This window comes from Candidatus Margulisiibacteriota bacterium, from assembly GCA_003242895.1.
GTDB lineage: Bacteria > Margulisbacteria > Riflemargulisbacteria > GWF2-39-127 > GWF2-39-127 > GWF2-39-127.
The window spans coordinates 56,029-73,911 of sequence record QKMY01000020.1 but is presented as its reverse complement, the minus strand read 5'-3'; the positions used below and the strand labels follow the sequence as shown (position 1 = coordinate 73,911).

15 protein-coding genes are annotated in these 17,883 nt (G+C 39.6%); 7 read left to right on the top strand and 8 right to left on the bottom strand.

Annotated features, from left to right (window positions below):
- Both DKM50_02425 and DKM50_02420 read left to right on the top strand, forming a co-directional pair.
- Nucleotides 1–634: hypothetical protein (locus DKM50_02425; protein ID PZM83571.1), on the top strand; the 634-nt coding region annotated here is incomplete at its 5' end.
- A gap of 137 nt (nt 635–771) precedes the next feature.
- Nucleotides 772–2,619, top strand: coding sequence for a hypothetical protein (locus DKM50_02420; GenBank protein ID PZM83570.1), 1,848 nt, complete (start codon nt 772–774; stop codon nt 2,617–2,619).
- A gap of 30 nt (nt 2,620–2,649) precedes the next feature.
- Here the strand turns inward: DKM50_02420 and DKM50_02415 are convergent, their stop codons facing one another.
- The 4 genes from DKM50_02415 to pseC all read right to left on the bottom strand — a co-directional run bounded on the left by DKM50_02415 (nt 2,650) and on the right by pseC (nt 10,037).
- Nucleotides 2,650–4,461 (bottom strand): hypothetical protein, encoded by a 1,812-nt coding sequence (locus DKM50_02415; GenBank protein PZM83569.1) that lies wholly within the window; start codon nt 4,459–4,461, stop codon nt 2,650–2,652.
- Nucleotides 4,462–4,510: 49 nt separating this feature from the next.
- The gene (locus tag DKM50_02410; GenBank protein ID PZM83568.1) at nt 4,511–7,651 is read right to left on the bottom strand and encodes a hypothetical protein; all 3,141 of its coding nucleotides are present in this window, start codon (nt 7,649–7,651) and stop codon (nt 4,511–4,513) included.
- A gap of 174 nt (nt 7,652–7,825) precedes the next feature.
- On the bottom strand, nt 7,826–8,629 hold the full coding sequence (locus tag DKM50_02405) for a hypothetical protein (GenBank protein ID PZM83567.1): 804 nt from the start codon (nt 8,627–8,629) through the stop codon (nt 7,826–7,828).
- Between the two features lie 145 nt (nt 8,630–8,774).
- Entirely contained in the window at nt 8,775–10,037 is a 1,263-nt protein-coding gene (pseC, locus tag DKM50_02400; GenBank protein ID PZM83566.1) for a UDP-4-amino-4,6-dideoxy-N-acetyl-beta-L-altrosamine transaminase, read from the bottom strand.
- Nucleotides 10,038–10,352: 315 nt separating this feature from the next.
- Between pseC and DKM50_02395 the strand changes: the two genes are divergently transcribed.
- Genes DKM50_02395 through hemL form a run of 4 tightly spaced genes read left to right on the top strand, consistent with a single transcriptional unit; the run spans nt 10,353 to nt 14,753 of the window.
- On the top strand, nt 10,353–11,900 hold the full coding sequence (locus DKM50_02395; protein PZM83565.1) for a hypothetical protein: 1,548 nt from the start codon (nt 10,353–10,355) through the stop codon (nt 11,898–11,900).
- A gap of 45 nt (nt 11,901–11,945) precedes the next feature.
- The gene (locus DKM50_02390; GenBank protein PZM83564.1) at nt 11,946–12,467 is read left to right on the top strand and encodes a hypothetical protein; all 522 of its coding nucleotides are present in this window, start codon (nt 11,946–11,948) and stop codon (nt 12,465–12,467) included.
- Nucleotides 12,468–12,477: 10 nt separating this feature from the next.
- Entirely contained in the window at nt 12,478–13,452 is a 975-nt protein-coding gene (locus DKM50_02385) for a porphobilinogen synthase (GenBank protein ID PZM83563.1), read from the top strand.
- Nucleotides 13,453–13,457: 5 nt separating this feature from the next.
- Nucleotides 13,458–14,753, top strand: a complete 1,296-nt coding sequence (gene hemL / locus DKM50_02380; protein PZM83562.1) for a glutamate-1-semialdehyde-2,1-aminomutase — start codon at nt 13,458–13,460, stop codon at nt 14,751–14,753.
- Nucleotides 14,754–14,755: 2 nt separating this feature from the next.
- Here hemL and DKM50_02375 read toward each other — a convergent pair whose 3' ends face one another.
- The 3 genes from DKM50_02375 to DKM50_02365 are packed head-to-tail and all read right to left on the bottom strand — an operon-like array spanning nt 14,756 to nt 16,314.
- Entirely contained in the window at nt 14,756–15,217 is a 462-nt protein-coding gene (locus tag DKM50_02375; GenBank protein PZM83561.1) for a hypothetical protein, read from the bottom strand.
- The gene (locus DKM50_02370; protein PZM83560.1) at nt 15,207–15,788 is read right to left on the bottom strand and encodes an Lrp/AsnC family transcriptional regulator; all 582 of its coding nucleotides are present in this window, start codon (nt 15,786–15,788) and stop codon (nt 15,207–15,209) included. The genes DKM50_02375 and DKM50_02370 overlap by 11 nt, the downstream gene beginning before the upstream one ends.
- Entirely contained in the window at nt 15,658–16,314 is a 657-nt protein-coding gene (locus DKM50_02365) for a hypothetical protein (protein PZM83573.1), read from the bottom strand. The genes DKM50_02370 and DKM50_02365 overlap by 131 nt, the downstream gene beginning before the upstream one ends.
- A 40-nt stretch (nt 16,315–16,354) precedes the next feature.
- On the opposite strand from DKM50_02365, the gene DKM50_02360 reads away from it, so the two are divergent.
- Nucleotides 16,355–16,681 (top strand): hypothetical protein, encoded by a 327-nt coding sequence (locus DKM50_02360; GenBank protein PZM83559.1) that lies wholly within the window; start codon nt 16,355–16,357, stop codon nt 16,679–16,681.
- Here the strand turns inward: DKM50_02360 and DKM50_02355 are convergent, their stop codons facing one another.
- The gene (locus tag DKM50_02355) at nt 16,682–17,872 is read right to left on the bottom strand and encodes a hypothetical protein (GenBank protein ID PZM83558.1); all 1,191 of its coding nucleotides are present in this window, start codon (nt 17,870–17,872) and stop codon (nt 16,682–16,684) included.
- Nucleotides 17,873–17,883: the final 11 nt, after the last annotated feature.

Sequence of the window (17,883 nt, the reverse complement as noted above, 5' to 3'; positions counted from 1 at the left end):
AGCAGAACTGGAAGCTAAACAGAAAGCTGCTGAAGAAGCCAAAGTAAAAGCAGAAAAAGAGTCGAAGCAGCGAGCAGAACTGGAAGCTAAACAGAAAGCTGCTGAAGAAGCCAAAGTAAAGGCGGAAAAAGAATCGAAGCAGCGAGCAGAACTGGAAGCTAAACAGAAAGCTGCTGAAGAAGCCAAAGTAAAAGCAGAAAAAGAATCGAAGGAGCGAGCAGAACTGGAAGCTAAACAGAAAGCCGCTGAAGAGGTAAGAAAGAATGCTGAATTAGAGGCGAAGAAAAAAGTCGAAGAAGAAGCTAAGGATAGGGTAGCGCTGGAAGCTAAGAAGCAATCAGAGCTAGAAGCAAAAAAACAAGCGGAAAAAGAGGCTAAAAAAATCGTGGAAGAACAAGTTAGAAAAGCAGCAGAACTAGACGCAAAAAACAAATTAGAAGAAGCTCGAAAAGCAGCAGAATTAGAAGCAAAGAAGATTGCCGAGGAGGAAGCAAAGAAGATTGCTGATGAGGAAGCAAAGAAGATTGCTCTAGAAGAAGCAAAAAAGAAAGCAGAACAGGCTGCAAAAGAGGAATTAACAGATAAAAATAAATTATCGGATGAATTAAAGGAGCGATTAGATAGACGTAAATAATTTCTTTCATTATAATAATTTATATTACCTAAGCGCTTTCTTATTATATAGCCCGCCCGATCGCGGGCTATATTGTGTCTAAGTGTGGAAAAAATCTAAAGTTGCATGAATAGCGAAAGATATACGATAATAGGTATATGGAACGAAAAAAACTAATTTTTCTGTGTATAGCTGTTTTAGGGCTCTTATTATTTCCTGGTGGAGGTTTTTGTTCCTTCATTGATGTGCCTGCGAAACATTGGGCAGCTAAGGATATCTATAAGCTCTGTGACGACGGCGTTATTCCTTTGATGATGAGTAGCAAGTTTTTGCCGGATAAGCAGGTTAGCAGAGGAGATTTTTTTTATATTGTTGGTACTCTGTTTGGATCTAGTGCTGGAGGTATACAAGTTGCTAACCTCCGTAAAGCCCAACCTGAAAAAAATATTGCCAAGTCTGAAGCCGTTAAGATATTGAAAAAAATTACGGCTTTTTCTAAAGAACCTGATATTAAAGGCTTATTAACTAGGGGAGATTTAGTTTCTCTGTTACGCTCATCTGTCCATCTTCAATCTCAAGCAGTTGTGAAAACTAATTCTATTAGCCAAGTCTATTTCCTTGATATTCCTGGCGATCATTGGGCCTATAAAGATATATTATATTTTATAAATGCTGGAAAGGTGCATCTGTTTTTCGGCCCATATTTTCAACCAGAAAGACCAGTGATCAAGAAAGACTTCTATCAGATGATGGCAGTGTTATCAGATATTGACCAAACCGATGGATCAAAAGCCTTAAAAATTGCGGTTAGCAACTCCGGAAAAAGAATTCTTAAAACTAAAAACGGTGCAAACAGTTTGAGTCAGCCAATTTCTACGAAAGAGGCAATACAATATTTTGTAAAAATAGGATTGTTAACTAATACCCTGGGAATATCGGATAAGCCGCTTGTCCGAGGACAGTTAGCTGCGCTTCTCGGGCGTATCGATGCAAGTCCAAATAATGTAATATCAGCTCTTAATGATAATGAGCCAATCCTGGGTGACAATGATTCGCAATTACCATCGGTACCTCAAATATCAACAAAGGGCATAGTTCCTGAAAACCAGGGTCACCCTAGTCCTGTTTCCGTGATAGCTAAGAACAGGAACTCGAAGTTTCTCTTGTCGAGGGAGTTTATTGAAGAAAGGATCCGGGAGGGGAAGAAAAAACTTGAGCAGGAAAAGAAACAGCGTATTATTGGTTTTTCTCTGGAATATGGGATGACAGGGCTGAGGGAAGAACTGGTAACTTCACTTAATACTGAAATAACCAAGACGTATTCGTATTACGGAGGGTTAGGTATAAAAAACGCGTTTATACCAATAGATGTTAATCTATCATATGGCTATGACAAAAATGTTGTAAATAATAAAAAAAACTTAATTAATTTGATGGGTAATTGTTCATATTTTCAGGAAGTGGACGGGGTAGGAGGCTTAATGCTTCTTTTTACCAGATCATATACAAAAAAATATGACGGAGAACTATTTCTCGTTGGCAATTTTTATTACGGACTCATGATGTTTCAGTCGTTAGTTTTTCCAACAAGAGCTTTTATTAAAGGAGCTCAAATATATAATGTGGAGAATGATAAAATATCCACCCATCCTAATTTAAACGTTGGCATAGGGTTTAAGCAGGTTATAAGCAATTATTCATTCTCATATGAGTTGAAGTATGGAAAACAACTTGATCAGGCGTTGTCTCAAGGAAATGAATTTACACTTGGAGCTGCATTTGAATTGCTCTGGGGTGTTAAGTTTGAACCATTGTATACCCACACGGAAAACAGAGATGGACAAACTCATGAATTATCCTCGGATATAGTATTCTCTTTAAAAAAGGAGATTATTGATAATGCCTCTGTTTACCTTGAATATGAGATTACAAATAGTTATTACAATACTAAAGACTTGAATGAGAAAAAATCAAAAGTGCAAGTGAGCATGTCCCAATCTTTTTAAGCCCGGATATTTGAAAAATATTATCTGGGTTTAAACTGTTAGCGAGAGGACCTCGAAAATCTTAACTGTTTTCGTTTTTCCTTTTACAGCAACATCTTCAAGAAATCTGGCTTGGATTCTGTCTTTTACAAGTAAATAGGTGTTCTCTGATATAATAATTTTTGAATCGAATTTTTTGTTGAGGCCTTCAAGCCGGGATGCTATGTTCACGTGATCCCCTATAACCGTATATTCCATACGCTTAGGAGACCCTATATTTCCGACAACGACTTCTCCGGTATTAACTCCGATACGTATAGAAATTGGCGGCAAATTTTCTGCAACGAGCTCCAGGTTCAATTTATCTAAGCCTTGGTGCATTTCGTACGCTGTTTTTACTGCATCGAAGGCTGCTGTTTCCGATTCTACCGGCACTCCGAAAGTTGCCATGATTGCATCGCCCACGTATTTATCGAGGGTTCCGTTATTAGCGAAAACAATATCTATCATTATCGTGAAATATCTGTTGAGAATGGAAACGACCTCTTGCGCAGATAGTTTTTCTGATAGTGTAGTAAAATCTTTGATGTCGCTAAATAATATTGTTACAGTTTGTAATTTTCCCCCAAGAATAATATTTTGATGATTTTGAAGGAGTTCTTCTACTACCTGGTTAGAGACGTAGCGGCTGAACATCTGTTTGAGTTTGCCTTTTTCTCGTTCTTGAAGAATATATTTAGTAATGGTTACTGCCAGGAATAAGAGCCATAGTGCAACCAGAGGAGAAATCGCAACGACGGAATAGTTACTATATGTCATAAGTCCTATTCCCGTTAACGGAATCGCGAGAGTTTCCAGTATTAAAATAACTAGGCCTTTTCTGGGATTGAGATATAAGAATAGAAGTGCATTGCCCAGAATCAGGGTTATTAATCCTACAAAGAAGAGTGAATAGGGCATTTCTTTAATGAAGAGTTTCTGTATAAACGAGTGTAAAATGCTTGCATGGATCTCTACCCCAGGATACCGCAGTCCTACCGGGGTTGTAAAAAGATCGTTGAGCTCCATCGAGGTAGCTCCGATCAATACTATTTTATTTGCGAACGCTTGTTTGTGCTTTACAACGAAATCTGTGTTAAGCAGGTCTATAAATGAATATGTCGGGAACGTTTTTTGTTCTCCGAAATAATAGATGGGAAAATCACCTTTGTTACTTAGCGGAAGCTCGTATTTCCCAAGTATTATTGACTCTGCGGATGAATTAAGATCAATTGTAGAAAGGGGGGTATTGCTGTAATAGGATAATATGGTTAATGGGAAAGAGTAAAAGAGTTCGTGGACATATGATCGAATGAGCCAGCTTTTTCGAATAACGCCGTCCTGTTCCGGTGGAATATCTACAATCCCGGTTCCGGAAGCGTTAATCAGGAACTGTGGTATTGGTAAAAATTTTTTTATTGAAGTATCCGACAGTTTGATGAACCGTGAAGCTAATACAACATTTGAAGACTGTTTTATTGCCTGTTCAAATATTTTATCACCTTCAGGTTCCATTACATTTGTGAAAAGGACGTCAAACGCAATAACTTTTGGGTGAACAAGCCTCAGATTGTCGAGGAGTTGTGCATATCGTTTTCGAGACCAGGGCCATGGATCAGAACTTTTTGATATAGATTTGTCATCTATTGCTATTATTGTTATATCCGAAGAGTTGATTGGCTGTAGAATCGTTTTTATATTCATTTTAAAGTCATAATATTTATTCTCTACGCCAGCAAATAACCCTAAGAAATCAAGGATTATTGTGAATAAAAGAATAGGAATAACTATACTTGCGATTAATCTGGGTTTGCTATTATTCATGGAAGGGTCCTATCAATTTGGGGATGATAGTTAATGATAACATTTTATGTTAAGAAAACAAATATTCGAGGTCCTCTTTTTGGAGAACGCTTAATGTGTTCTCTTCGCCGGAGAAAAGGCTTTGGAACAATTCCATCTTTTGTTCCTGAAGGGAAATAATCTTTTCTTCGATTGTATTTTTCGTGACAAACTTATATGAGAAAACACTTCTTTTTTGCCCTATGCGGTAGGCGCGGTCTGTTGCCTGGGCTTCCACGGCAGGATTCCACCAGGGATCATAATGTATCACGTAATCGGCTGCGGTCAAATTGAGCCCTGTCCCGCCTGCCTTAAGACTAATCAAAAATAGTTTTCTTTCAGGATCATTAGTGAACGAGTCTATGGCCTTTGCGCGGTTACGGGTAGCTCCGTCAAGATAAGCGAATTTGATATCCTCCTGGATGAGCCACTTTTCTATCAAGGCCAGCATTTCAGTGAATTGGCTGAAGACCAGTATCTTATGGTCCTCCGCAATAATTTCCCGGACCATGCTTTTGAAGGCCTCGAATTTTGGTGAAGTATCGGGAAATTGTACGGTAGACTCTTTTACTAAGCGAGGATGACAACATAGTTGCCGGAGACGAAGCATGGCTGTGAAAATATCAATCCTGTGCTTGTTAATGCCGTCTTTTTCAATTTTTGAGAAAATGTCCCGTCTAAGCGAGGTGAGGTAATTTTTATACGCTTGTTCGAATTGGTCGTTCATCTGGCAATAGAGGTGATCTTCTATTTTTGGCGGTAGTTCCGGGCTGACTTCTGCCTTTGTTCTTCTCAGCATGAACGGATAGACTTTGGCTTTCAGTTCCGAAATGGCCTGCGTCTGCTGTTCCGTACCTGTGAAGAGTTCGTAGGTTCGTTCGAATTGCTCCTTGTTACCAAGAAAGCCTGGCATAATGAAATCGAAAATTGACCATAGCTCGGTGAGCCGGTTTTCAATCGGTGTTCCGGTAAGTGCTATTTTGTGGCGTGACCGAAGCTGTTTTATTGTAGAAGCAGTCTGCGAGGACGGATTTTTTATGTTTTGTGCTTCATCGATGATGACATAAAGGAACTCATATTTCTTGAGTATCTCGATATCTCTTCGTACGGTCCCATATGAAGTAAACAGGAGGTGGTAATTGCTACTTTGTGCTAGCAGTTCATGCCTATTCTGACCATAATATTTTAAGATTTTGAGATCGGGAGTGAATTTGCTTGATTCCCGTTCCCAGTTAAAAATTACGGAAGTCGGGACTATAATAAGTGTTGGGGGTAATGAACCTGCTGCATATGCTCTAAGGAGGAGCGCAAGGGTTTGTAATGTTTTCCCAAGACCCATGTCATCGGCCAATATGCCTCCCCAGGAGTTTTTTTGAAGGAACCGCAGCCAGTTATACCCTTCGACTTGATAATGTCGTAAGGTGGCGTTCAGTGTGCCTGGTTGTGGCTCTGCTGTCAGGTGCTGGAGGTTTGAGAAGTTATCGAAAAAGTCTTTTTCGGTATCGATCGGGTTAATATATTCTTGGAAATTATTGAACAGTAGTCCGGAATATATGCTGCTGACCTCAAATATGCAATCTGTTTGTCTGGTATACTTGATGTTTCCCAGGATACCATTTAATTTTTCTACGTCTTCAATAGGGAGCCTCGCAAAAGTTTTGTCAGGAAGGATAATAAACGAGTCTTTTTTTGCTAACTGAGTCTGGATTGCCTTTGGGGAGATCGCTTTGTCTTTGTGGCTGAATGCCATTTCTATTAATAATTTATTGCCCTCTTTTTTTAAGTTTAATACCATCTTTATCGGCTCAGGGTTGATCCGGTATTTTTTTAGCTCCGAGATACCCGATATATGATATGCCTCCGGTAATGAAGGCACAATTGCATACAAGAATTCAAGCGCATGTTTTCCCTGCGAGATAAAGGTGTTTTCTGCTTGTTTAAACCCGTTATTGATGAGCAGGTTCTCGCTTTGTTTTTCAGCAAAAGGATCTTTTTTTATGTAGACATGTTTCTTGTTATTAAAAATATAATAATATTTATTCGTTGATAAAAGTGAATCTTTGATTGATGTTTCCTGGTAATGGAAAAACAGGGTGATTGCGAGCAGGTCATTTTTTTCTGAAAATTTTAGTTCTACTTCGGGTTTCAAATTAATTACTTCAATAGATCTAATATTATCATCAGTAACGAATTCGAAATGGTCGAGTGGTATCAACGGTAGAACTTCTCCAAGAAAAATAGGGATTTGATCGCCAGTCAGTTTGAGAACAGGATTACGGGAAAGGAGAGGAAGAAATTCTTTATAGACATCGTCCCATACTGGAAAAAATGTAGTATTCCAATAGAGAAAACACTTTACCCCTTCTATATAGATAGTTTCCTCGAAAGGTATTGTATTCCCATGATAGATGAACTGGCTGCTTACGTTAAGTACCGGTTCTTCGAAGGTATTTGTGAACTGTAACTTAAGAGGCGCCTCGACGAGTAGGTACTTACCCATGGTTTTGGGATTCACATAGGTCACTTCTGAGAATAAAGTTAAGATCTCGGTGAGCCCTTTTTTTATGGGAGTATAGTTCAGTGGCGCGAAAAATGCCCAGTATTCCTTTTGTACGAAATAATTGATGAGGTTTTTCTCTATTTTTGTGAGATATGGGTTATTCAGTATTTTATGGTAAAGCGTTTCCGGCTGGGCAATAATGGAATTGTCTTTTTTGTTATAAAGAAACAGCGAATACATCTCGGTTTTAGGGTTAATGTCGAGCATAAACCCAGGGATAAAATCGGTTTCTACCTGGTCCAGGGAGAACATATCTCTCACCCTATAGAGGAATTGCTCGATATATGTAGGGTCTAATCCTTGATCCTTCGCTGCTATTTCCTGGCTCAGTCCATAGATATGTGCCATGGAGAGTGCCACAACATGAGGGCAGAGTGGCTCATCCTGATAATTACAGGTGCAATTGGTTACGAATCGATCGAATTTTACAATAATTTCCGGGTAGAATACTTTCGCGTTTTCTGTGACTTTTCCCTGTAAGGTGCTTTTTTCGCGGTCAACGTTTGCGACTGCGCCTTCAAGATAGAGTTTTTTTCCGGCTTCGTATATAGGCTTCGAGGCTTTTGTCTCGATATCAAGTTCATCAAATAGCGGTTTGTCTTTGCTGCTCAATCTTATATCTCCATTTTTGGGTTAATCAAGGGGGAATAAATGTTATAGAGGCCCTCTCCTTATTATTTTGTTTAGAGAAAATTATAATACATAATAATGGAGTTGCATAATGATAAATAGCGAGGGCATGAAAAGTTTGCTGGACCAAAAAGAAATGGCTCATTCCTGGCCTAGTTATTTAAGTGGATTTTGTAATAATTCACAGATAATAGAATAGCATCCTTCTGCAAGCTTAAAAGGTATTCTGTTGCTTGAGGTTGCTTTGTTCATTGCTTGGAGCTCTTTGGCTATTTCTTTCGTGATTTCAGTTGTTTTTGATTCATTGACGAGGCCTCTGGCAAGTTCTTCAATTGTCTTGTAGAGGGAGGTATTCCTGTCACTCAACATGATGGTGCACAGATAACTGTTGAACGCGATGTTAGCTTCTTTTAGCTTGTTTAGCAAATCTTTAATGACGTTATACTGCTCATTATTGGCTTTTTCGAGTGTAGCATATACCTTCGAGATGTCCCGATTGGTAATAATTTCTTCATAAGCTTTTTTGTGATTTGGAGAAGCATCTGCCAATTTTGTTCGCAGTTCTTCCTCTTTTAGTGCCATTCTTGATAGAAATTTAGAATAACCTTTTAACATTAAAAGTTTGGTTTTTTTATCTTTACATGAACGAAGCATTTGTTCTGTTTCGTAAATAAGTTGATCAATTGCTTCGTTTTTTTCGGTTCGGTGAGTTAATGCATATTTTTTAGTTAGTTTTATTACGGCTGCAGGTTCAAAGGTAAAGGAAGTTTTATTCGTGTCAGGAAAAATGGTTTTTATTCCGTTAATCGTTACAATCAGTCCTTCAATCTTTTTAGATTGTAATTGTATTGAGCTATCTATATTTTTAATGTTATTATGGAGCTCGTTTATTTCGTAGAACCTGTGAATGAGAGATCCGGTCTTAATTGGTTCATTTATAGTAATAATTTTTTTATGCATAGAGTGAACTCAGTTCGTTGCGATATTTTTTTTGATGCTTAATAATATATCGTGGGTTCTTTAAGAGAAAATCAGGGAAAATGCAATGATTGTCTTTTCAGCTTCGAAAGCCGGATATGTCGAAGAGCGCGTGTTGTGTAGTTCTTTATTTTTTTCTGTAAAACTCCAGCACTTTTTTAACGGCCTTGATGACGTCATTCACATCTTTTTCTGTCATGTCAGGATAGAGAGGTAATGTGATTATTTCTTTAAACACACGCTCTGTAGTATCCATAATCCCTGCAAGGTAGGGTTTCTGGCGGACATAATAAGGGTGTTTGTATATTGGAATGTAATGGACATTGACCCCGATATTTTCAGCTAAAAGTGCCTGGAATATTTCATCTCTGGTAGTTTTTAGGTTTTTTAGGTTTAGCCTGACAACAAAGATATGCCAGGAAGAACGGGCCCATTTTTTTTCTTTGGGTAGTATTATTGCTTTGTCGTTTGAAAACGCTTTTATGTAGTGCGAGACGATTTTTACACGCTTTTGCAGGAAACTATAGCTTTTCCGCAGTTGCGATATGCCTAATGCCGCACTTATGTCGCTCAGCCGGTAATTGTTTCCCAGAAATTGCATTTCGTAGTGCCAGGGTCCGGGATTATTATTGAGAAAGTCAGGGTTTCGGGTAATGCCATGGGTGCGAAACTGACAGAGATAGTTATAGAGGTGCCTGTTATTTGTGGTAACGATCCCACCCTCTCCGGTTGTTATATGCTTAACCGGATGAAAGCTGAAAATTGCCATATGAGAAAAGCTGCAGTTTCCTGTTGGCTGCCATTTTCCCCAGCCATAAAGAGAACTTCCAAAGGCATGCGCGGCATCTTCTATAATAATAAGGTTATATTTTTTTGCTAACCTGTAGAATTTGTCGAGCCGTACCGGATGTCCGGCAAAATGGACCGGGATAATGCCTTTTAATCTTTTTTTTGTTTTTTTGTTGACGAGATTGTTGTTAAGGAATACATAGTTTTGTTTAATATAAGAGAATACGCTTTTATAGCTTAAGTTAAGATTGTTTTTGTTTATATCAACAAAAACAGGGGTGGCCTGCTGATAAAGGATGCAATTGGCCGTTGCAGCAAATGACAAAGGCGTCGTGATTATCTCATGCTCTTTCCCGAAACCTGCCGCAAAAGCTGCGCCGTGAAGGGCTGCAGTGCCCGAGCTGAATGAAACTGCATATTTAGCGCCGACGAACCGGGCTATTTTGTCTTCGAATTCTTTTACTTTTGGTCCTGTAGTCAGGAAATCGCTTTTTAGCGTATTGATAACCGAATCAATGTCTTGTTCATCGATGCTTTGCTTTCCGTATGGAAGCATCGTGTCTCTAACTGGGGTGCCGCCGTGTAATGCAAGTTTATCCATTTTATGAAAATTATAACACAAAGCTAATAATTTACTCCAGTTAAGCTTGTGAAATGACCAGGGCAAATTGATCCTTAAGTTCCGAATTCATCAGTATATTATAATTTCCATCATTTATTGTTAAATATCAGGATAGCAGATGTTTCTAGTTTATTTGCTCTCAAGGTCTTATATTTACGGCCTTCCGGCTTATATATGATTTGATTCGACTAAAACAATTTCTTGATAACCAATTAATTTTTATGTTACTATTATAACGTTTGCCTGTAAATGCAATGATTGTTGTGATTGCGAATATAGGCTATAGATTGGGTAATGAAAGGAGTGGTTATCATGTTCAGGGTGGCCTCTATTTTTTTAGTGAGTAGGCGTATAGTCGGATTAGTAGGTGTCTTGCTGCTTTTACAAATTGGTATTGATTGTTTTTTTTACTACCAACATTATAAAAGCATCGAGATAAGTCAAATACTTTTCCATTCAGTTTTTCTTATAGTTATGGCCGGGTGTTTTGTTGGCTATATTAACAAATATATTTTATCTTCGGTAGATGAGTTTCTGCCGATTGTAAAAGGAGGCTCTTCTCCCGGCAGAAAAAATAATTATGAAGATATACCAGGATTAAAACAGATTGAGAGCTATATTTTTGAACTCATTGAAAAGGCACAGGATGATTCTGAGAGCAGGAAACATGATTCTATGCTGCAAGCTGTCAAAGCCAAAAACCTTGAGGTGGCAGAGATATTTGGTTATGTTCAGGAATACGTTACTAATCTGAGCAGTGCGATTGTTAACCAGAAGGTTAATGTTGATGCTTTGTGCAGCAAGGTGCTTTCGAATCGTTCTAGTATTGACCAAGTCTATCTGGGAAGTGATGCCCAGGGAAAGAGTATTGACCAAATGGTCGATACTTTGAACAATAACGAAAAAGCGTTAAAAGTGCTTTCTCAAGAGATCGTTGATTTTATTAATTACCAAAAAAGTGCAAATGAGCATGTTAGCAATATTATTAATTCTATTAATCGTGTAACGGAGGATTCCCGTAAGTTATCTGATAACTCTGTAGGGGCAAAGAACCTCGCAAATAACAATGTCGGAACTATTGACCAAGCGGCATCTGGCATGAGCCGAATTAATGGGATAGTTTCGTTGGCATTGTTAAAAATTGAGGGACTTAAGACCGGATCTGAAAAAATTGGTGAAATAACCAGCGTAATTAATGAGATTTCTGATCAGACCAATTTGCTTGCGCTTAACGCAGCAATCGAAGCTGCTCGTGCCGGTGAGCATGGCAGAGGTTTTGCTGTTGTCGCGGATGAAGTTCGAAAACTAGCGGACCGCTCACGAAAGGCGACAATGAATATTGCTCAATTAATTGGTGATATACAGAAGGATATTCATGGTGTAGTTGTTAATATGCAGGATAGTTCAATCGAAGTTCAAAAAGGCACTAGTCTTGTTCAGCAGGCAAAAGAAGCCTCGTCCCAAATTATTTTCAGTATTGACTATAATATGCTTCAAGTCAAAAGTATTTGTGATTTGATGCAGGATCTTCTTTTGTCAGGAAATGAGGTCAGATCGATCATCGGGCAGACGGAACAGGCCTCTGATAATACTTCAAAATCGTTTGCCGATTTTAGTGCCATGTTTAGTGCTATAAACTCTGTTATTTCCGAAATCAAATTCGTTTCAGTCGAAAATAAAGATAATGCATCAAAAATGTTTGAAAATTATGAAGACATTACCTCTGTGGCCTCTCAAGTTACAAATGAAACGATTGCTTTGTCAGCTTCAGTAGAACAGCAGGTGTCCAGTATTTTTGTGCTTGGTGACACTATTGAAGAAACTAACAAAATTTTAGCTTAAAATGCTGGGGTAAAAGAAAAAAATAAAATAAAAAAGGAGATTGAAATGAAAGGTGTAATTGCGATATGTTTGGAACAATTAGTTGTGGAAAAGTTTGGGAAAGATAAGTGGGAAAAGGTTTTAACATCAATAGGGTTACCTGCTGATACAAAGTTTTTACCAACAGCAGATATCGATGATGCGGCGGTAATGGCAGCGATCAAAGCTACCTGTACGGTACTAGGGATAACGCTAGCCCAAGCTGCCGACGCCTTCGGAGATTATTGGGTAAATGTTTATGCGAAGAATATGTATGGTGCGTACTATTTGAAACCTAAAAATGCGAAAGAATTTTTGCTGGCAATGGATAAAGTACATGAGAGAACAACTATGACTGTTGCGAACGCTCATCCTCCGAGATTTGAATATGAAGAGAAAGATGCCAAAACATTGATAATGAAATACCAATCGAAACGTGGACTTATCGATATTCTAATGGGTCTAGTCAAGGGTGTTGGTAAGCATTTTAATGAAAGCCTTAAGGTTACCAAACTTGACGAATCACGATTGCAAATAGTTTTTCCTTAATTCTGAATATATGCTAAGGTTAAGAGACTATCGGATTAATCAGGATATTAGGGATAAGTACGCAGAAGTTGTTTTGTCTGGAAAAGATTTTATTTATCCTTATTTTGTTGTAGAAGGAATCGATATCCAGCAAGAAATAAAATCTCTTGCTGGAGTTTTTCATTTATCTATCGACCGAATCCTTGCCGATATCAAGGAACTTATTGATTTAGAAATCAATAAAGTATTGTTGTTCGGTGTTATTGACGAAGAGCAGAAAGATAGTTTGGGGACACTTGCTTATGCTAGTGATGGTCTTGTATGTCGTACAATCAAGGCTATTAAGCAAACATACCCTCAGGTTACCGTATTTACTGATGTATGTATGTGCGGATATATGGACCATGGGCATTGTGGCGTAGTAAAAGGGCAGGAAATTCACAATGACGAGACTTTGCCATTGCTTGCCCAGATGGCAGTAGCTCATGCCGGTGCCGGTGCTGATTATGTCGCTCCTTCAGCAATGATGGACGGACAGGTTGGCGCAATAAGGCAATCTCTTGATTTTCATGGCTGTAAAGATACCAAAATACTTTCTTATTCTGTGAAGTATGCCTCAAATCTCTATGGACCATTTCGTCACGCTGTGCAAAGCACTCCTTCTTTCGGGGATAGGAAAACCTACCAGATGGATTATAGAACAAGGGATCAGGCACTAGCTGAAGCCATGGCAGACCTTGAGGAGGGAGCGGATTGGCTAATGGTTAAGCCGGCCCATACTTATCTGGATATTATTCAGTTACTACGAAGTTCCTTGCCAGAAATCAAGCTGGCAGCTTATCACGTTTCGGGAGAGTATATGATGATCAAACTGGCTGCTGCTGCCGGTATGGTCGATGAAACCTGTTCGATGTTGGAAGTGCTGTACGGCATTAAACGTGCCGGAGCCGATTATATCATTTCCTATTATGCTAAGGATGCTGTAAGGGCATTGAGAGAGAGTTAATTATTATGAAAAATAAGAAGTTTAGCTTAGTTAAATCTAACAAGGCATTTCAAGAAGCTCAAAAGTACTTGCCTGGTGGAGTTAATAGTCCTGTGAGGTCTTTCAAAGACGTTGGAGGTACTCCCCCTATGATTGAAAAAGGGAAGGGAAGTCGCCTTTTTGATTTGGATGGGAACAAATATTTAGATTTTTGCGCATCGTGGGGACCGCTGATTTTGGGGCATACTAATCATTCGGTTACTAATGCGGTATGGAAAAGTGTCAAGTGCGGTTCCAGCTTTGGTGCCTGTCACAAGAATGAAACAACTCTAGCCCGAATGGTAGTCGCGGCTGTTCCGTCTATTGAACAGGTCAGATTTGTTAATTCCGGTACAGAAGCGGTTATGAGTGCGATACGGTTGGCCCGGGCTTTTACAAAAAGAAAGAAAATCGTTAAGTTCGACGGATGTTACCATGGACATGCAGATTGTCTTCTGGTATCCGCCGGATCAGGTATGGCTACCGCGAGTATGTCGTTTTCTGCAGGTGTACCAGAAGAATTTATTAGAGAAACAATTAGCATTCCCTTTAATGATTTGAATGCCTTTAAGCGAGTAGTCGAAGAATATCGTAATGACATTGCAGTTGTCATTGTTGAGCCGGTGCCTGCTAACATGGGCGTTGTGCTTCCAAATCCGGGGTTTCTTTCTGAATTGAGAGCTATTACCCGGACTTATGGGATTCTCCTTATTTTTGATGAGGTAATTACCGGATTTAGATTGGCATATGGTGGTGCGCAGGAATATTTCGGGATTACTCCTGATATAACCTGTTTGGGTAAGATAATTGGCGGAGGGTTTCCGGTGGGTGCATACGGAAGTAGTACAGAACTGATGTCGATGCTTGCTCCACTCGGACCTGTTTATCAGGCCGGGACGTTATCTGGTAATCCCATAGCTATGGCCGCTGGAATTGCCACTCTTAAAGCGTTGCAAAAAAAAGGTTTTTATGAAGAACTTGGTCAAAAGACAGCGTATTTTATTGCATCACTGAAAGAGATAATAAAAGGCAAAGAAATCCAAATCAACTCGATAGGTTCAATGTTCACTATGTTTTTTTCAAGCCGGAGCGTATCAAATTTCCAGGATGCAAAAAAATGTGATACTGCAAGGTTTGCTGATTTCTATCAGGCAGCTTTGTCTCGCGGCCTTTATTTTTCCCCGTCGCAATTTGAAGCGAATTTTATTTCTACTGTTCATTCAGAGCAAGAATTAAACAAAGCAGTTAGAATTATCGGAAGCATAATTAATAGTGTTGGTTGATATCAGATAGAAAAACTGCATTTCTTGAACTCTTTTGCTGAAGGTAACACTTGAATAGCACAATAGTTAACAGTGTCGGTGACTACTGATAATTTTATATCAAAATCTTTTTTATTTAATGCGTGGATCATAATGTATAAGTTGTACGGCCAGTTTTCTGCGCTGGTTCTTTTGTAGCAGTGGGAGATAAACTCCAAGTGCGCTAATTTTTCCCCATATTTATCACAATCATCTTCATTAACCTGTATAGCTACCATAGCATTGTAGTCGAATTGTAGTGAATGGTGGTTAAGAACTCCTGCAAACCGCTTGATTATTTTATGTTCCAGGTAGCCAGATATCAAGCGGATCAGTTTTTCCTGAGAGATCCCCAAAATTGCCGCGTACTTTTGAAATGGTTTTTTTACGAGCGGTATATTATGTTGGATATGAGAAAGTATTGTCTTATCCTGTTCAGATAGCAAAAGAGACCCTCGTTTTATATATTTTTTCTGCAGGCAGAATCATAATTGCCTCAACCCCTTCCAGTTTTCTTAAAGTATCAATGTGCTTCTCTATTTCTGTCTTATCTGGCGAAGTAATAGTAAACCAGAGGTTAAATTCGTGATTGCGTTCGTAGTTATGGGTAACACCGGATATCGCATTGATTTTGGCGGCAATGGGCTCAATAAAAGCCGGATCCACTTTGGCTCCTGCCAGGATACTTGTATATCCTAAGGTATGTGCGTTAAGAATTGGCTTAATATACTTTATTATGCCTTCCTTCTGTAGTCGTTTGAGCCGTTCAATAAGAAGGTCTTCTGCGATACCTAATTCCGTAGCGAGGTGGAGGAACGGCCTTGATTTTAAAGGGAAGTCATTTTGAATTAGCTTAAGTATTCTTTTGTCCAGTGTATCCATCTTACTAGCCCTCAAGAAAAAAGCAGGAGCTGTCGGATTCCAGAAAGTCGTTCGTTTCATAGTAGGCTCTGGAACGACACCCTCCGCATATGTTATGCGATCCGCATTTTCCGCATTTTCCCTTGTAGTTATCACGGTTCCTTAATTGAGTGAATAGCTGCGAATGGTTCCATATCGTATCAAGCTTAAACCCGGTATTTCTGAGATCTCCGGCTTCAATATCCAAAAAACCACATATCTGTACTTTGCCCCGGGAAGAGATGAACGCGAAATTAATGCCGCCCAGACAGCCTCTGGTAAATGAATGGAGCGTATTTGTTTTGACAGAATTGTTATAATTATTGCTGTTAAGCCGCGCATAATAGGGTGCACAGGTCGGTTTGATCTGTAATTGGCTATGGTGCTGTAATTCTTTAATGGAGAGCAGTGCTTGCCGGTATTGATCTTTTTCCAGGCACAGGTTATTAATCGTTTTTCCTCTGCCGGTTGGCACAAGGATAAACGGATGCCAGGCACACGCTTTGAGTTCGGTTACCGTATCAACTATTTGTGGGATTGTCTGCCAATTAAGGTTCGATATGGTTGTATTAATCTGAAAATCCAATCCAATCTCATTTAGAATTCCGGCAGCTTCCCTGACTTTGGCATAGGACCCTATAATTCCACGGAATGCATCATGCCCTTCCTGGTCAAAAGCATCCATGCTCAGACTGATCCTTTTAATGCCGAGCTGCTTAAATGCCAGAGCTTTCTGCCGGTCCATATACCAGCCGCAGGTTGCAAGTGCCATCGGCAGCTTATATTTGTTGCCGATTTCTATTATGTCAAATATGTCTTTTCTTGCCAAAGGCTCTCCTCCTGTGATAATGACCAGTGGTGCCGCAAAGGAAGAAATATTGGCAAATAAATTTTCTATTTCATGGATATTGAGTTCATTCGTAATGCCTTGTTGGGTACAGGAGCCCCTGCAATGCCGGCATTGTAAGGGACAGGTAGAGGTGACTTCTAAAGCCAGGATGCGAAGTTGATTATTCATGCTGTGCGATCTCCTCTTCAGATAAATAACAGGCCGGGTCTTCTTGCCACTGGTCCCCATGTATAATCTCGGCCCTTACTCTCAAGCTTCCGCCGCACATTTCTACATAGGCACACCGGGAGCATTTTCCTTTGAGTAGAGGCAGCCTGTTACGAAGTCCCCTAAGCAAATCATCGCGTTCATCGGTCCAGATGTCTGCAAAAGACCTTTCTCGTATGTTGCCGAAAGTATAATGCATCCAGAACTGGTCGGGATGTACATTTCCATAAAAATCGATTTCGCCAATTCCGATTCCTGTGCTGTACCGCCCGCCCCCGTTCCAGAGTAAATGTTTTTTGATCTCCGTTGCTTTTTTCTTGTCTTTTTTCATCATTTTCAGGTAAAGATAAACGCCATCAACATGGTTATCGACGGTCAGGATATCTTTTTTTATTCCCTGTTTAGCATATTGTTCGGCTTTTTCGATAATCAGGTCGAGTGCCATCCTCGATTCCTGGGCAGACAGCAAGTGTTTTGACTGTCCTCTGCCTGCAGGTACTAAGTGGTAAAAGCAAACTCGCGGAATGTTCTTTTCTTCAATAAACTTGAAAATATTTTCAAGGCCTGCGATAGTGTGTTTTGTCATAGTAAGGCGCAAACCTGTTTTTATTCCTTCTTTTATGCAGTTATCAAAGGCGTCGGATGCACGAGCGAAGGCCCCGCTTACGCCCCGAAAATCGTCATTGATAGTTCCTATGCCGTCAAGGCTAATACCGATGTAGGAAGGATTAAGTGCACGTAATTGTGCGGCAAGCTTATGATCAATCAATGTTCCGTTCGTAGAAAGTACTGTGCGTAATCCGAGATCTGATGCATAACCGAGCAATTCGAATATATCCGAACGCATCAGTGGTTCGCCTCCGGAAAAAAGCACAGCTTTAACGCCAAAGTCTCGTAACTGGGTTAAAAGATTTTTTCCTTCCGCGGTAGTGAGTTCATTTTCGTAGTGATGCGCAGTTGAATCCGAATAGCAATGAACGCATTTCAGGTTGCAACTTTTTGTACAGTTCCAGACAATTATCGGTTTTCGTTCTTTTGCCGAAGGTATGTTGCCCCAGGGATTGTCCGTATCCCTGGATTCTCCATACCGCAGGTTATTGTGAGGGAAGTCTTCATCGCACCATAGTTTGCTAATGCTTATCATAATTCATTTTG

Excerpts from the sequence above, each read along its gene's own strand:
- DKM50_02385 (PZM83563.1), top strand. The coding sequence starts at position 12,478 with ATGCTAAGGTTAAGAGACTATCGGATTAATCAGGATATTAGGGATAAG.
- hemL (PZM83562.1), top strand. The coding sequence starts at position 13,458 with ATGAAAAATAAGAAGTTTAGCTTAGTTAAATCTAACAAGGCATTTCAA.
- DKM50_02405 (PZM83567.1), bottom strand. The coding sequence starts at position 8,629 with ATGCATAAAAAAATTATTACTATAAATGAACCAATTAAGACCGGATCT.
- DKM50_02415 (PZM83569.1), bottom strand. The coding sequence starts at position 4,461 with ATGAATAATAGCAAACCCAGATTAATCGCAAGTATAGTTATTCCTATT.
- DKM50_02360 (PZM83559.1), top strand. The coding sequence starts at position 16,355 with ATGCTCAGACTGATCCTTTTAATGCCGAGCTGCTTAAATGCCAGAGCT.
- pseC (PZM83566.1), bottom strand. The coding sequence starts at position 10,037 with ATGGATAAACTTGCATTACACGGCGGCACCCCAGTTAGAGACACGATG.
- DKM50_02395 (PZM83565.1), top strand. The coding sequence starts at position 10,353 with ATGAAAGGAGTGGTTATCATGTTCAGGGTGGCCTCTATTTTTTTAGTG.
- DKM50_02390 (PZM83564.1), top strand. The coding sequence starts at position 11,946 with ATGAAAGGTGTAATTGCGATATGTTTGGAACAATTAGTTGTGGAAAAG.
- DKM50_02355 (PZM83558.1), bottom strand. The coding sequence starts at position 17,872 with ATGATAAGCATTAGCAAACTATGGTGCGATGAAGACTTCCCTCACAAT.
- DKM50_02420 (PZM83570.1), top strand. The coding sequence starts at position 772 with ATGGAACGAAAAAAACTAATTTTTCTGTGTATAGCTGTTTTAGGGCTC.